The organism is Paenibacillus sp. JGP012 (genome assembly GCF_014203995.1).
Taxonomy (GTDB): Bacteria; Bacillota; Bacilli; order Paenibacillales; family Paenibacillaceae; genus Paenibacillus; species Paenibacillus silvae.
On sequence record NZ_JACHKG010000003.1, the window covers coordinates 176587 to 192665 of the forward strand.

Below are 16079 nucleotides of genomic sequence, written 5' to 3' on the forward strand. Positions count from 1 at the left end.
AGGGAGAGGATTTTATTGAGGAAAACGGGTGCATTACTGTTAGCTTGTATGCTGCTGTTTACGTTGGTCATGGCGGGCTGCTCGTCGTCTGAGAAGGGAAGCGGCGAAGTGGATGCTAACGGAAAAATTCCGATGAATGTATTTGTACACCAAGGCTCGGATATGAATCTGGCTACGAACAAATTCACCAAAAAGATGGAGGAAAAGTTTAATATTCAGTTCAACTGGACAACGGTCCCGTTTGACGGCGCAGCTGAAAAAAGACAGATTTCACTTGCATCGGGTGACTATCCAGATCTGTATTTGCTTATTCCATGGGTGGACCGCTTCTCACAGACAGACCTGTTGAAGTTTGGTCAGCAGGGCGTTATTCTGCCGCTCAATGATCTTATCGATCAGCACGCGCCGAACATCAAAAAAGTGCTCGATAGCAATGAATACTATAAAGCGATGAATACGGCCCCTGACGGTAAAATCTATGGATTAACCGGACTGAATGAATGCTTCCACTGTTCTTACCCGAACAAAATGTGGGTGAATACCAAGTGGCTGGATCAGCTTAATATGAAAGTACCCACAACAACAGAAGAATTCAAGGAAATGCTCAAGGCATTTAAAACGAAGGACCCGAACGGTAATGGCAAAGCGGATGAAGTGCCGCTCAGTGGTTCGACCGAAAACTTCGGTGTACACATTATTCCGTATTTGATGAATGGATTCATCTATGACGATGATCGCAATTATCTCATTTTGAATCAAGGCAAAGTGGAAATGGCAGCGAATAAACCCGAGTGGAAAGAGGGGCTGACCTATATCAAATCCTTATACGATGAGGGTTTGATTGACCCGGGAGCATTTACGCAAAATGTAGGCGCATTCAAGAAAATCGGTGACAATGCGGACGCACAGCTTCTCGGAGCAGGTGCAGCCATGCACCCGTCGTTGTTCGTTACTACGGCTGAAGGTTCCCCATACGGTAATGATTACAACGCGATCCCACCACTGAAGGGACCACATGCAGAGTATGCAACGTACAACTATCCGATTGATCCGGGAGCAACGTTTGTATTAACCAACAAAGCCAGTGAACAAACCCAGATTGCAGCAATACAGATGCTCGATTACTTCTACACCCAAGAAGGTGGAATGGCTGCGTACCTGGGAGAAGAGGGCACAAGCTGGCGTAAACCGGAGGCGGGCGAGGTAGCACTGAACGACCAGGTCGAGCCACTCTACAAGGCAATCCCCGTTCCATCCGGGGAAGAACCTCGCAATGACAGCTGGTCCGCACTGAGTCAATACAATCATCACCGCGCTTATCGGGATGCAGAAGTGCAGGGAACTGATATCTACGCTAACGATGGTTATGAACGCCGTTTATATGAAGCGACATTGTTAATGGAAGGCAAGGAGCCTAAAGAGGTGTTCCCGCATTGGGCATTATGGGTAGATCCGTCACTTGCTGATGAAACGAGCATGATGCAAACCAATATCAAGGATTACATCGATCAGAACGCGCTTCAGTTTGTAACAGGTGCAAAGAGTCTGGATAAGGACTGGGATGAGTATGTGAAAGGACTTGAAGGGTTGAATATCAGTCGATACCTGGAAATTATGCAGTCCGCTTATGATGCGTCTTCGGTATCTTCGAAGTAAATAAAGGTGAATCAAAGAGAAAGACGTCCTCATTCGCTCATGCGAACGAGGACTTCTTTTGGCTGGTGCATGCATGGTGTTAGCTGAGTGAGAGTGAATGAAGGCTCAATACATCCGGTAGTTCCCACTTAATGCAAGCATGGCGAAGAAATACAGGCAGTTATCGTAATAACGGTGTTTCCCTTGCCGGAGAGGTGTATTCCAGAACAGTTTAACGAAAGCATCAGCATCAGGACCATCAGCGGCGAGTGATGCCATAGCATTGGTGGCCAGCAGGCCTACTGGGTGGAGAGCGGGTTCATCGAAAGGTTTGCCCTCAATGGTATAGCGTCGGTAATCCGATACATCAATACTGCTGAAAAAAGCTTGAATTCGATTGGACTGCTGTACCTGCCACGGGTCCTTGCGGAACCACTCCCAGTCCAGTGCAATGTTGGCTGCAACACGATAGGCGTCACTGTAAAAATGTCTGAAATCACCATGCTGCTGTACGGGTGCAGGAGTGCCATCATAATTGGCATATTCCGGCGAAAGTCCGGTTACAGGGTGGCAGGCAGTATGAAGATAGGCTCGGCTTGCCTCAGCCGCTTCTTTCCAGAACGTACGATCCTGTTCATTGGCATATTGTGCAAACAGCTCATAGAAATGAGGAAGATGATAGGATGGATCACTGAATGGCAACTCTGGAATAAACTTGATCAGCCGATTGCTCGGCTCCCACATGGGATCACCCTCGCCATGTTCCCCTTGATGCAAACAGGCATGAAGAATTTTACGCGCCTGAGCTTTATAGTCGTATGGAGCTGTGCCATCTCCCCAGCGATTAGACGCAAAGAAGAGCGCCATAGCAAAGAACTCTTCACCGTCCGGGGCAGGCCCCGGAGACAAGCGTGTTCCATCCGGCTTGCAATGCCAGGCAAAATAGTCTTTGTATCGACCTTCTGTATGCTGCATATATGTATATGCATAATTCCAGAGACGATCGAACTCTTGCTTCTTATCCATCTGCACAGCCATCATCATGCCATAGGACATGCCCTCGGAACGAACATCGTCGTTTCCTGTGTCGAGCATATATCCTTTGTCTTCTCCTGCAGGGTAATAGATTCGAGTATGCTCATCCCCGTAAAACAGATCATTCCAGGTCTGCTCCAGCCTCGCGTTTATCTCCTCTTCACTGTAACCAGACCTTAGAAAGAGATTGGTATATGTACCTGTATCAATAGCGCCTTTGCCTGTTAAATTCATACGTTCCTCCTATAGAATGTTTCGTTAAAGTTTCCATTGAATTTTTCATTAAAGCGTTTATAAGCGTTCATATAAGCAAGTATAACATCCAGTATACTACTCAAATTAAAGCGTTTACATGGAAAATTATAGGTGTAACATTCCATCTATTTCCATATATCGTGGTTGATGATATATTTAGGCAAGTCCTATAGTTTATCAGGTTGTTGCTAAATTATGTAAGCGCTACACTCGGAGAGAAGGAGCCGCCTGATAGTGACATCATTAAGTTCTGGTTCCTTCACACGGTATCACTTGGAGTGTAAATTTTCGCTGGAAGGCTGGTGAACATGTAACATGATTGGCAATTCTGGAGATGTAGAACTGAATCAAGGAACCCATGCACCGCGTGACCCTGTGCAGGTCGGAGTTTCATTAGCAGAAGCCGAATTCGATTACACTTCTCCAAATTATCTGGATATGATCGACCGTTCTCTACTGAGTACGGGGAATAATGTCAGATTGAAGAGAGTCATTGAAAAGGCGAAGCGAGGTGAACCTGTTGTTCTTGCGTTTATCGGGGGCTCCATTACTCATGGCGCTGGTGCAGCACCGATTCATCTCCAAAGTTATGCCTACCACTCGTTCAAGCATTTTAAAAAAATGTTTGCTCCATTGGACAGCAATACAGTTCAATTGATCAAAGCGGGTGTAGGCGGGACGCCCTCACAGCTTGGCGTCATACGATATGAGCGGGATGTGCTCCGGAATGGCAGTGTGCAGCCGGACATCGTCGTTATCGAATTTGCGGTAAACGATGCAGACGATGAAACGAGAGGTAACTGTTATGAAAGCTTAGTGTTGAAAGCGCTTGCTTATGATAACAAACCCGCGGTCATCCTGCTTTTCAGTGTATTTAAAAACGACTGGAATCTTCAGGACAGGCTTGCTCCCGTAGGGTTTCATTATGATCTGCCGATGGTGAGCATGAAGGATGCTCTTGTAGAGCAATTTCGAAAGACCAAGCACGAGGGTAACGTCATAACCAAAGAACAGTATTTCCATGATATTTATCATCCGACCAATGTGGGACATCGCATTATGGCTGATGCGCTGGCCAACCTGTTTCAAGTAACAGATCGTTCCCCTGTGGACCAGGAAGAGAACGAATTGAACAGGGCTCCAATGATCGGGAACGATTATGTGAACGTGCAGCTGATGGATCGGGAAAATGGTGAGCAGATTGCCAGAATCGAGCCAGGTGGCTTCTGTCATATCGACACTGAGCTGCAGATGGCGGAGATGGATGATCATGCTTACGCAACACCACTTTTTCCGAATAACTGGATGTATATCCCCGATGATACAGCAGAGCATCATGGTTTCAAACTGTATTTGCGGTGCAGTCGTCTCATTCTGATCTTCAAAGACTCCGATAGCGACGTATTCGGAACGGCTCATATCAAGGTAGATGGTGAGCTTGTCAAACAAGCTGATCCGCATGAAGTGAACTGGACACATTGCCATGCGATGCTCCTGTTCAGTAACCAAGAGGCTGCTGAGCATATTATTGAGATCGAGATGGCACCAGGACATGAGGATAAGCGGTTCACTATTTTGGGCTTCGGATATGTAGAATAACGGAAGTCGACATGAACGCAAACGAATTATGCTAACCGTGAAGGGAGTAGGAGACTAATGATAGCTTCAGCATCAGCGGGTTTTGACCAATATCGCGATCATATTGAGCGAGGTAAGGTCGAGACAATCGAGTATGATTCCAAGACAGTTGGTAGTGTGCGCAAGGCGATGGTGTACACGCCGCCGGGCTTTTCCCCGGAGCGAACTTATCCTGTACTCTATCTGTTGCACGGTATTGGAGGGGATGAGACGGAGTGGCACACTCACGGTGCTCCTCAGATTATTTTGGACAACCTGTACTGTGATAATCTTATCCAGCCGATGATCGTGGTCTGTCCCAATGGGCGCGCGATGATCAATGACCGGGCAGAGGGTGACTTGTTTGCTCCTGAGAAAATTCGGGCCTTTGAAAGATTCGAGTCTGATCTGATTCAGGATCTTATTCCACATATCGAGTCACACTATCCGGCAGCAAAATCAAGGGATAAGAGAGCAATCGCTGGTTTGTCCATGGGAGGAGGACAGTCCTTAAACATAGGGCTTCTCAATCTGAACCATTTTGCCTGGGTTGGAGCTTTTTCGGCAGCGCCGAATACGAAAACCCCGGAGGTGCTGATGCCGGAACCGGATAAAGCATCGTCGCTGCTGTCTTTATTGTGGGTGTCATGTGGAGATCAGGATAATCTCATTCAGATCAGTATGGATGTTCATGAATACTTGAAGCAGCAAGGTGTGCCCCATGTCTGGTACGAAGAAAGCGGGGGACATGACTGGCCAGTGTGGAAAAATGATTTGTATCTTTTCTCACAACGTCTTTTTAAGTAAACCAAAAATTTAAAATTCCAGGAGGTATTTCGTTATGTTCAAATTCGGTAAAAAATTGTTGACTGTTGTTCTTGCAGCTTCCATGAGTTTTGGTGTTCTCGCCGCTACAACAAGCGCTACAGATTACTGGCAGAACTGGACAGATGGCGGGGGTTACGTTAATGCTGTGAACGGCTCTGGCGGGAATTACAGCGTAACCTGGCAAAATACCGGGAATTTTGTAGTTGGTAAAGGCTGGACTTACGGCACACCTAATCGTGTAGTTAATTATAACGCTGGCGTATTTTCGCCTTCCGGCAATGGTTATCTGACGTTCTACGGCTGGACTCGAAATGCCCTTATTGAATATTATGTAGTGGATAACTGGGGCACATATCGCCCGACAGGAACTTACAAAGGCACGGTAACTAGTGACGGAGGCACGTATGACATCTATACAACGATGAGATACAATCAGCCATCCATTGACGGGTATTCAACATTCCCGCAATACTGGAGTGTTAGACAATCCAAACGTCCGATCGGTGTGAACTCCCAAATTACGTTCCAGAATCACGTAAATGCGTGGGCGAGCAAGGGAATGTACCTGGGTAGCAGTTGGTCCTATCAGGTTATGGCAACGGAAGGATATCAAAGCAGCGGTAGTTCGAATGTGACTGTTTGGTAAGCGTTTTCATTATACTAAACTCCAGCAAGGCAGGTCTGTGATCTGTCTTGCTCTCCATTCCAGTTTCAAAGTCAAAGGAGACATACAGATGAGAAAGTGGCTTATATTTCTGCTCATCGCAGCAGTTGCCGGTTTGAGTGCTTGTTCAACGAGCAGTAATACCACTGTAAGCGATGATCTTGTACTGGTTGAGGGCGGTGCTTTCAAGAGCAGCAAATCCAGCTTTACAGATAAGGACATTACACTGTCTGACTATTATATTGGCAAATACGAGGTGACACAGAAGCAGTGGATGGAAGTTATGGGGGACAACCCTTCCGGTTTCAAAGGTGAAGAGCGGCCAGTTGAAAGAGTGACCTGGTATGATGCAATAGAATATTGCAACGCACGGAGCGTTAAGGAAAATCTGAAGCCGTATTACACGATTGATAAAGAAACTACGGACCCTGACAATAAAAATGGAAATGATAATATAAAATGGACAGTAACTATCAATGAAGGCGCGAACGGGTACCGTCTGCCAACTGCAGCAGAGTGGGAATATGCGGCGAGCGGAGGACAAAAAAGTCAGAATTTCACCTATAGCGGAAGCAATAATCCAGACGAGGTCGCATGGTACTGGATGAATGCCGGGGAAAAACCGTTAACAGGAGACTGGAACTGGCCGGCAATCGAGAATAATCGGAATCAAACCAAGCCAGTCGGTCAGCAAAAAGCAAACGAGTTAGGCATTTATGATATGTCTGGCAATGTGAGAGAATGGTGCTGGGAATGGCACAGTCATCCGGAAACCCCGGAAAACACCTGGAGAATCAGCAAGGGGGGCGGCTGGGTCAGCAGTGTGAACACGGCAGAGATTTCATATCCAGGCAAATTTGATGCAAACGGTCTCGGTCCCGATCAGGGATTACGAGTGGTACGCAGTAAGTAACATGGCCTCTTCGATTAACGAAGGGCCTTTTGGCATAAGATGTCTTGCCGGAAAACATCTTTAAAAGTGAATATCTATTCTTTAAACTTTGCTATGGTTCGTGAATCGAACTGGATATAAAATGGAAATACCAACCGTGTAAGCGCTTTATAAAATGCGAGGAGGCTGAATATCAGCATTAGGCTGCAGGATCTTGAAGACGTTTCCTATCCTTTGTTTAAATGGTTGGAATCAGAGACGGAGGTGTATGATGAAAAGGAAAACATGGTTCACATTAATGGTATCGGGAGTGGTTTCATTATTTATTTCAGTAAGCGCTTTCGCGGGGTATGTATTTTGGGAGCCGCTGACGTATCACAATGCAAGCACGTGGCAGAAAGCAGACGGTTACTCCAACGGTTCAATGTTCAACTGCACATGGCGAGCGAACAATGCTAATTTTACCAATGACGGTAAGCTGCGCTTGAGTCTGACAAGTCCTTCAAACAACAAGTTCGATTGCGGCGAGTATCGGTCAACGAATACTTACGGGTATGGTCTGTATGAGGTCAGCATGAAACCTGCTAAAAATACAGGCATTGTATCCTCGTTCTTTACGTACACAGGTCCAGCCCATGGTACACAATGGGACGAGATTGATATTGAGTTCCTTGGCAAAGACACCACCAAAGTGCAATTCAACTATTATACAAACGGTGTAGGAAATCATGAGAAAATTGTAAATCTTGGCTTCGATGCGTCCCAGGGATTCCATACGTATGCATTTGATTGGCAGCCAGGGCATATCAAGTGGTATGTGGATGGAGTGCTCAAGCATACAGCTACAACAAACATTCCAAAGACGCCAGGCAAAATTATGATGAATATCTGGAACGGTACAGGTGTTGACAGCTGGCTTGGGTCATATAACGGGGCTAACCCGCTGCATGCAGAATATGATTGGGTGAAATATACGAGCAACTGATAAAGGTTGAGCTGCGTGCGACGTTTGAAGCATGCACATGAAAATATGCAAACATGCACAACAGAGGAGCGGAGTTTATCCGTCATCCTCTGTTTTCTATTTTTGATTAAATTCATTCCCAACCATGATTGTATATCATCTGAGACTTTACAGAACTAAAGAAACGTAAGATGATGAGGGAAAAGGGTGGATTACCACTTCATTTCGAGAGGATGGAAATACATGTTCAGTAACGATAATCGAACTCAAGCATCCGAGCAGTTAATCGAGCTGTTAGGACAACCATATGATGCCAAGCAGATACAAGCTATACTAGAAATATTCGGTGTAAAAAGAATAACGAAACCGGATAGTCCTTTTCAAGACGACATCATCTGGTCTGTCAAGGCATCTGTTCGTATCGATGTGTATCGCTCCCCGAAAATCAACAAGCTAACCGGACGTGATGATCTCTCTGGCGATCAGTGGATCGTTGGAGCTATTTTATTTCTTGCACCGGGATCGGATGATCGTATTAAAAAACCGTTTCCCGGACAACTGCCCAAAGGAATAACGATGGATGCAAAACCTGATGAATGGATCAAGGCATATGGCCAACCGGATATTTATGAGCAGGGTGACTGGCTTGGCGGCAGCGGCCCCTATCTGGCATGGCGCAAGTCCGGAATCAATATTTCTGTTGAGTATGAAACCGATGAAGACACCAGTGTGCTAACTTGTGTGAAATTCTGTCTGATTGGCTGCATGGGTGCATGGCGAAGCGATTACCCGGAAGTGTTTGCTCCTTGATAAGAAAGAAAGAGAACAGTGAGACATTATACACATTGTACTAATGCAACATCCGTATTCACTTTTTAATATCCTAAATTAATGCAATAAATGTTGCAATATTAGTATGGGCATACATATAGGTCATTCATTATGATGGACTCTGTAGACAACATCATTACATAGACAGGGGGACACACAAGTTGAAAGCATTGAAGAAAAGAAAGATGGGCGCTTTAGCTTTGGCAGGAATGTTCGCGCTTACAGCAGTATTAAGTGGATGTAACAGCGGGGCGAGTAAAGAGGCTGCTCCAAGCACGCCAAGCACTGCACTGGAAATGAAGGACGGGAAGTATGATCCACCCGTAAAACTAACTTATTTGCGTCCTTGGGGACCTGAAATCAAATTCAAATCTGGTGAAGATCAGGACAATAACGTGCACACGAAATGGGCAAAAGACAAGCTCGGTATTGAATTGAAAAATCAATGGGTCTCACCATCCACAAACAACGCGTTTGAAACGAAGCTTCGTCTGTCGCTGGCTTCCAATGCAGAAATGCCGGACATCATCTCGTATCGCGGCGACTTCAATCTGGCACGTGAGTTGATTGAAACGGGCAAGTTCGTTGATGCTGGTGAATTGTTTGATCAATATGCAAGTGATACCTGGAAAGCCGCAGTGAATGAAGATCCTTCTGTATGGTATCCGTACATGCAGGATGGTAAACGGATTGGTATTCCGATTCTCGATTACTCCTACAATAGTGATCCAGTGATGTGGATTCGCGAGGATTGGATGAAGAAGTTTAATTTGAAAGCACCTGAAACGCTGGCTGATCTTGAAGTAATTATGGAAACGTTTACGAATAAAGACCCGGATGGCAATGGTAAAAAAGACACATACGGTCTCACCATCGGATTCAAAAACTGGTTGAGCACATGGATGTCTGATGCTGGCTGGATCTTCGGAGCCTACGGCACGATGCCAAATCAGTGGAATCTGAACGCAGAAGGAAAACTGGAGTACGGCTCTGTAAACCCTGGAGCAAAACAAGCTTTGGCAACACTGGCTGACTGGATGAGCAAAGGATACATTCCAGAAGAAGCCGGGGTATATGATGAAACCAAAGCAGCAGAAGAGTTCACAGCAGGTAAAGCAGGGATTGTTGTCGGGCCTCACTGGATGCCGTCATGGCCGCTCGAAGATGTGAAGAAAAACAATCCGGAAGCGGAGTACAAAGCTTACCCGATTCCATCTGGACCTGATGGCAAGGCAGGCAGACGCGGTACCGCGAACGACAACGGTGTAATTCTGATTAACAAAGATATGAAGAACCCGGAAGTCTTTTTCACATATCAAAACTATCTATTTGATCACTATGCCAATCCATCAGCAGGTGATGAATTCGAACATGGCTTTGCTGAAGGATATGACTGGGCAATGAAAGACGGCAAAGTAACAACGGATGCTAGTGTGACAGGCGGTTATGCACCTGAGAAATACACATTAACGTTTGATGGTGCACGTATTCCGAGTCTGAACATGGCTACGCTTGCGAAGTTTGCTAACGGTGAAGAAGCAACAACACCTTTCGAGAAAAAACTCAAATCTGGCGTACCGACACCAATGGTGGAAGCGGCCAAGATTGTTCAGGATCAAAAAGATATCGCATTAAAACAGATGTTCACAGGTGCGCCAACGATGTCGATGCAAATGAATAACGATATCTTAACCAAAATGGAAAAAGATACGTTCTCTCAGATCATTTACGGTAAAGCTCCAATCGACGCATTCGATACGTTCGTAGAGAAATGGAATTCTTCAGGTGGAGAACAAAATACGAAGGAAGTTAATGAGTGGTATCAATCCGTAACTAGCGGCAAGTAAACTGGAGAAAAACAGAGCAATAGAGAAAATGCCTTGCTGGAGTAAGCTCCGGCAAGGCATTTTGCTGTCTCAATCTTTTACAAAATTGACGAAATACTCGTGCCGCTTAAATCAGGCAGGCAGCTAAGCAAGGTTTTGAACAGATTTCATCAAACAGGCAGGTTCTCTCTGTATTCCTGTGGAGTCAAATCGTAAAACTTCTTGAATACCCGAATGAAATAAGCGGTGTTGTTGTACCCGACAAGCTCGGCAATTTCAAATACCTTGGCGCTGGAGGAACGCAAATAATATGCTGCTTTTTCCATCCGCAATCGATATACATAAGCTGTTAACGCCTCACCGGTCTCGGTTTTATATACTTTGGACAAATATACCGGGTGCAGGTGGACATGCTCGGCAATGGCCGGGAGTGAGACATCTGATGCGAGGTGCTGATCCACAAAGCTTTTGACACTTCGAACGATGGTGCTGTGATTGTCCTTCAGCTCTTGTTCTGCATCCTCACTGATCGAAGACAGTGTCCGTATGGACCAGTCCTTCAGCTGCTGTGCTGTGGCATATACGGGAGCCTGGAAGTACTTATAGCTTTCTGCAGGCAGAACAGAAGAAATCTGTTTGCCATTCTTATGAATGATATAAGCAAATGCACCGGCCAACGCGTGGTAGACCTCAATGGTTGTTTCGGCAATATCGTGATGCTGTCCTGACTCCAGTAATTCTTCAAAAATAACTTCAATTTTCTGCTCAACCGCATCAAACCGTCCCGCTTCCAGCAGACTGATCAGTGTCGGTGGATTGTAAAGAGATCGAATGGCAGGCAGGGGATGTACATCCTTGTCATCGGATGCGGTGATAAAAAGACCCTGTGCCTGACCCATACGCTTCCGCATGGACCGAACAGCACTTTCATAGATTGCTCCGATCTCGTAAGGAAACTTGCCCCAATGGGAGACGGAGATCGAGATGGCTCCTTTGAGGTACAACTGAACATTGGTCTGAATTTGCGCCGCATAATGCTCCAGCAACGTCTGAGGTTTCTCTTCTTTGTTCATGTTCTGCAAGGCGCCCTTTTTAACACTGACCAGGACCACCAGATAGTCATGCACGTCCCGTGTGTGCCAGATGTGAAAATGATGCTGCATCACTTCACTGATGATATTGCTAATGGCGTACTGCATCAGTGACAGATCGTGATCTCCCATCTCGGATAGATGCTCCTCCATGCGAATGACCAGCATGCCGAGTTCCTCGCCAATGGAGTAGGGCAATTCAAGCAGCTCCAGCTTGTCCGCCAGCGCAGAAGGAGAGTAGGTTTTGCCTGTAAGCAATTCGTGAAGCATGGTGGACCGCAGCAGTGGCAGATTATCCTGGAACGCATGCAAAGCCCGTTGATAGGATGCGGCCGTTTCCCACTTTTCCTTGATCCGATCGACCAGTCGCTGCACGGTTTCAATCAGGTCCTCATCACTCACGGGTTTCAGCAAATAATCAAAGCTCTCCTGAGCCATCGCTTGCTTGGCATATTCAAAGTCGGCAAAGCCCGACAGTAAAATCGTTTGCACATGAGGCCACTTCTCGTGAATGGTCGTAATCAGATCAATGCCGGACATCTCTGGCATACGAATGTCGGTGATCACAATATCGATATCATGGTTTTCCATAATTTCAAGTGCGACAGCACCGGATAATGCCTCGTGCACCGTACTGATTCCGCAGCTTTCCCAAGGGATCGTTTCAGCCAGTGTTTCTACGACGGATCGTTCATCGTCTACCAATAAAATTTGTAACATGTACTTCACCTACTCGTTGATATTGTTGTACCATGTGATGCTCACTTTGACTCCGCCGCGTGACCCATGTTCATAACTCAGACCCGCTCGTTCACCATACAAAAAAGACAAACGCTGATGAACATTCCAGGTCCCGCATCCCATGCTGCCGTCAAGCGGTTTGTGCAAATTATTTGTTAACTCTTGCATCTGATTTTCTGTCATACCCCGTCCGCTGTCCTCCACAGTTATCGTGCTTAATTCATCCGTATGATGGCCTGTTATCGTGATATGCCCATCTTCTGTACGAGGTTCGATGCCGTGAATGATAGCGTTCTCAACGATCGGCTGCAGGGTTAATCGGGGTAATGTTTTATGCAGCATATCATCTGGCACATCAATCGTAAAATGCATGCGTTCCAGCCGGAGCGCCTGTATTTCCAGGTAGTTTTTCACCATCGTAAGCTCTTCCTTGAGGGTGGCCTGATCATTCTCTGATCTCGTTATGTAACGGTAATATTCGCCCAGATTAAGCGCCATCGCCACAACAGCTTTTTCATTTTTCATCCTTGCCATATTTTTGATATAGAAGAGACAGTTGTACAGAAAATGCGGATTAATCTGTGACTGCAGCTGCTTCAGCGTAGCTTCACGTCTTCTAAGCTGCTCCTCATATACATTCTCGATCAGCTCTTGAATCCGCTGAGCCATGATGTTAAATCGTGCAAATAACAAACTGAACTCATTACGAGAAGTATAATGCAAACGAACGGAAAAATCTCCAGTCGATAAACGATTCGTGCCCTTAACAAGCTGAAGCAGTGGAAGCTGCACACTTCGGTACAGCACATACAGCACAACTACACTCATCGCGATCAGAACGGCGATGGAAGCATAAAAGAGGTTACGGCTGTTTGTAATGGGGCCTAAAATCTGCTGCATCGGTACATAATCCACGTAGTACCATCCAAGACTGCCCGATTGAATATACGAGACATAGTACTCCGTGTGGTCAAGGGTTGCGGTAAATCCGCCTTTATCCGAAAGTTCCGTCGCTTTGAGCTTGGACTGGATCGCATTCAAGGTGTCATTTGCGCTGCTGTTGCTAATTAAGCCCAGATCGGGATGGAACATAAAGGGGTCACCTTTATTATTCAGCTTGTTCTGATCGAGCATGCTGATTAAATGATGTACCGGGAAGCTGATCTTGGTGATAAGTCTAGATTTTCCCGGAGTATCCATAGCCGTTGTGGGGTCCGTTGTGTACCACTCAAACTGCTCATGTGTATAAGCCCAGGATTTTGAAAGCGGTTTGGAAAATTCATCCTTCCTGTATGGGATATAAGCATAATAATCCGTGGAAATGACTTTTTGCAACCTTGGAAAATACAGTGTAATCGTCGAATGCCATTTGCTGGCAGCGTTATACAGATTTATTTTTTCGAGAATAGCACTCCCAACCTTGACACGTTCATAAGGTACATCCTTGTAATCCGGGCGTTGATATTCCTGAATGCTGGAATCCTGTCCAATAGACAAACCATAAAGTGATAATTGGTATATATTGGATTCTACCGAGTCGGCAAAAGTGGACAGATGGTTCATCGTGTTGTTCTGAATTTCATGTTTAATCACACGTACACTTTCCCGGTTCGAATAGGTGTAAAGGAACAGCACCAGGACAAGCAGCGCCACGAAGAGCAGCGTAATTTTGGTAAAGACATTCAGACGAGCGAACAATGCTTAACCTCCTCAAGTCATTAAAATATTGATATCGTTGTTGCAATATTAGGATATAGATCGCTAATAACCGTTGCTATAATTTTAATATACAAGTTCATATCCACTTGTAAAATACAAAATTTAGAACATGGGGGATGTAGGGGTGAAGGAACATACGTTAGAGACGCCTCGTAAGGGGAGAGCCGCCAAGGTGAAACAGCGCTGGAATATGCAACGGAATTGGTCCTTGCATATGATGCTTGTACCGGCAGTTTTGCTGGCTATTATTTTTCAGTACATACCAATGGGCGGTATTGTCATTGCCTTTCAGGATTTTAAACCGTACCTCGGATTTACCGAATCCAAGTGGGTAGGTTGGGATAACTTCAAGTATTTATTTTTATATCCAGACGTAGGTCAGGTCATCTGGAACACACTGGTTATTGCATTTTTCAAAATTATTGCAGGTCTGGTTGCTCCATTTCTGTTCGCCATTTTGTTAAATGAAGTACGTTTGACTGCTTTTAAAAGGGTCAGCCAAACGCTCGTATACCTGCCGCACTTTCTGTCCTGGGTTATCCTTGGCGGGATATTGCTGGATATTCTCTCTCCGCAGGGAGGTATGGTGAACCAACTGATTGTTGCACTGGGCGGTCAGCCGATATTCTTTTTGGGAGATGGAACATGGTTTCGGATAACACTGATTGTCAGTGATGTCTGGAAAGAGTTTGGCTTTGGTACCATCGTATTTCTGGCCTCGCTGTCCGGTATTAATCCGGCTTTGTACGAAGCAGCTGAGGTGGATGGAGCGAATCGTTTCAAGCAGACGCTGCACATTACGATTCCTGCACTGATGCCGATCACAATTGTACTCATGACACTCTCCATCGGTAATATTCTGAACGCAGGCTTTGATCAGGTGTTCAACCTGTACAATCCGCTCGTTTATGACAAAGGCGACATCATTGATACGTTTGTATACCGTCTTGGTATCCTGAACGGCAAGATGAGCTTTGCTACTGCTGTAGGGCTTTTCAAATCTGTCGTAGCTACCATTCTCATCGTGATCTCATATCGTATGGCTTACAAATTAGCGAACTATCGCGTGTTCTAGAGAGGAGAAAAGGGCTTGTATTACAAAACTCGAGGCTATCGAATATTCAGTGTTGCCAATTATATTTTTCTGGGCGTATTATCCTTGCTTTGCATTTTGCCAATCATTCATATTTTGGCCGTATCGTTCAGCAGCATGGCACCGGCTTCGTCCAATCTGGTCGGCTTCTGGCCGATCGGCTTTACGACAGATGCATATGTGAAGACGTTTGGCAATTCAAACTTTATCAACTCATTGCTCGTTTCGGTGAAACGTACAGTGATTGCAACGGTCATCGGTATGGTCATCATGCTGATTACCGCATTTCCGCTGTCGAAGGAGGACATTAACTTCAAAGGCCGTTCCATGTACACCTGGTTCTTTGTGTTCACAATCCTGTTCAGCGGTGGTCTGATTCCAAGCTACATCCTGATTCAGAAGCTGGGGCTCATGGATACGATCTGGGCGCTGGTGCTTCCGGGAGCCTTGTCTGTATGGAATGTCATTCTGATGATGAACTTCTTCCGGGGTCTGCCTAAAGAGCTGGAGGAAGCGGCTTATCTGGATGGTGCAGGTCACATTAAAACGCTGGCGCTGGTTTACATTCCGTTGTCCATGCCAGCGATTGCTACACTCTCCTTGTTCACCATGGTTGGTCAATGGAATTCCTGGTTTGACGGCATGATCTATATGTCCGATATCAAAAATTATCCACTGGCCTCCTTGTTGCAAACCATTATCGTGCAGCAGGACCTTAGTAAAATCAACGTTGACCCGTCCATGCTGGAAAACGTATCACAGCGTACGGTTCGTGCAGCTCAGATTTTCATCGGGGCATTGCCGATCTTGGTGATTTATCCATTCTTGCAGCGCTTTTTCGTGAAAGGCATCGTTATCGGGGCAGTGAAAGAATAGCACTGCCCTGCA

General features: G+C 45.8%; 13 protein-coding genes. 10 read left to right on the forward strand and 3 right to left on the reverse strand.

Annotated features, from left to right (window positions below; all coding sequences use genetic code 11):
- Positions 1 to 48: 48 nt before the first annotated feature.
- Positions 49 to 1656 (forward strand): ABC transporter substrate-binding protein, encoded by a 1608-nt coding sequence (locus HNR77_RS05580; protein WP_397366253.1) that lies wholly within the window; start codon positions 49 to 51, stop codon positions 1654 to 1656.
- Positions 1657 to 1761: 105 nt separating this feature from the next.
- Here HNR77_RS05580 and HNR77_RS05585 read toward each other — a convergent pair whose 3' ends face one another.
- Positions 1762 to 2904 carry a family 8 glycosyl hydrolase gene (locus HNR77_RS05585; RefSeq protein WP_184181566.1) on the reverse strand — a complete coding sequence of 381 codons (1143 nt, stop codon included), beginning with the start codon at positions 2902 to 2904 and terminating at the stop codon, positions 1762 to 1764.
- A gap of 336 nt (positions 2905 to 3240) precedes the next feature.
- On the opposite strand from HNR77_RS05585, the gene HNR77_RS05590 reads away from it, so the two are divergent.
- The 7 genes from HNR77_RS05590 to HNR77_RS05620 all read left to right on the forward strand — a co-directional run bounded on the left by HNR77_RS05590 (position 3241) and on the right by HNR77_RS05620 (position 10568).
- Positions 3241 to 4524 (forward strand): SGNH/GDSL hydrolase family protein, encoded by a 1284-nt coding sequence (locus HNR77_RS05590; RefSeq protein WP_184181568.1) that lies wholly within the window; start codon positions 3241 to 3243, stop codon positions 4522 to 4524.
- Positions 4525 to 4581: 57 nt separating this feature from the next.
- Positions 4582 to 5349 carry an alpha/beta hydrolase gene (locus HNR77_RS05595; protein WP_184181570.1) on the forward strand — a complete coding sequence of 256 codons (768 nt, stop codon included), beginning with the start codon at positions 4582 to 4584 and terminating at the stop codon, positions 5347 to 5349.
- Between the two features lie 34 nt (positions 5350 to 5383).
- Entirely contained in the window at positions 5384 to 6016 is a 633-nt protein-coding gene (locus tag HNR77_RS05600; RefSeq protein WP_184181572.1) for a glycoside hydrolase family 11 protein, read from the forward strand.
- Positions 6017 to 6104: 88 nt separating this feature from the next.
- Positions 6105 to 6947, forward strand: coding sequence for an SUMF1/EgtB/PvdO family nonheme iron enzyme (locus HNR77_RS05605; RefSeq protein ID WP_184181574.1), 843 nt, complete (start codon positions 6105 to 6107; stop codon positions 6945 to 6947).
- A gap of 250 nt (positions 6948 to 7197) precedes the next feature.
- Entirely contained in the window at positions 7198 to 7911 is a 714-nt protein-coding gene (bglS, locus tag HNR77_RS05610) for a beta-glucanase (RefSeq protein WP_184181576.1), read from the forward strand.
- 222 nt (positions 7912 to 8133) lie between these two features.
- Positions 8134 to 8700, forward strand: a complete 567-nt coding sequence (locus HNR77_RS05615) for a hypothetical protein (protein ID WP_184181578.1) — start codon at positions 8134 to 8136, stop codon at positions 8698 to 8700.
- Positions 8701 to 8882: 182 nt separating this feature from the next.
- Entirely contained in the window at positions 8883 to 10568 is a 1686-nt protein-coding gene (locus HNR77_RS05620; RefSeq protein ID WP_184181580.1) for an extracellular solute-binding protein, read from the forward strand.
- Positions 10569 to 10717: 149 nt separating this feature from the next.
- Here the strand turns inward: HNR77_RS05620 and HNR77_RS05625 are convergent, their stop codons facing one another.
- Both HNR77_RS05625 and HNR77_RS05630 read right to left on the reverse strand, forming a co-directional pair.
- Complete coding sequence (locus HNR77_RS05625) at positions 10718 to 12358, reverse strand: response regulator (RefSeq protein WP_184181582.1); 1641 nt, start codon at positions 12356 to 12358, stop codon at positions 10718 to 10720.
- A 9-nt stretch (positions 12359 to 12367) separates the two neighbouring features.
- Positions 12368 to 14077, reverse strand: a complete 1710-nt coding sequence (locus HNR77_RS05630) for a sensor histidine kinase (RefSeq protein WP_184181584.1) — start codon at positions 14075 to 14077, stop codon at positions 12368 to 12370.
- 145 nt (positions 14078 to 14222) lie between these two features.
- Between HNR77_RS05630 and HNR77_RS05635 the strand changes: the two genes are divergently transcribed.
- Together HNR77_RS05635 and HNR77_RS05640 are read left to right on the forward strand one after the other, a co-directional pair.
- Positions 14223 to 15173 carry an ABC transporter permease gene (locus tag HNR77_RS05635; protein WP_397366189.1) on the forward strand — a complete coding sequence of 317 codons (951 nt, stop codon included), beginning with the start codon at positions 14223 to 14225 and terminating at the stop codon, positions 15171 to 15173.
- A 15-nt stretch (positions 15174 to 15188) separates the two neighbouring features.
- The gene (locus HNR77_RS05640) at positions 15189 to 16067 is read left to right on the forward strand and encodes a carbohydrate ABC transporter permease (protein WP_145402318.1); all 879 of its coding nucleotides are present in this window, start codon (positions 15189 to 15191) and stop codon (positions 16065 to 16067) included.
- Positions 16068 to 16079: the final 12 nt, after the last annotated feature.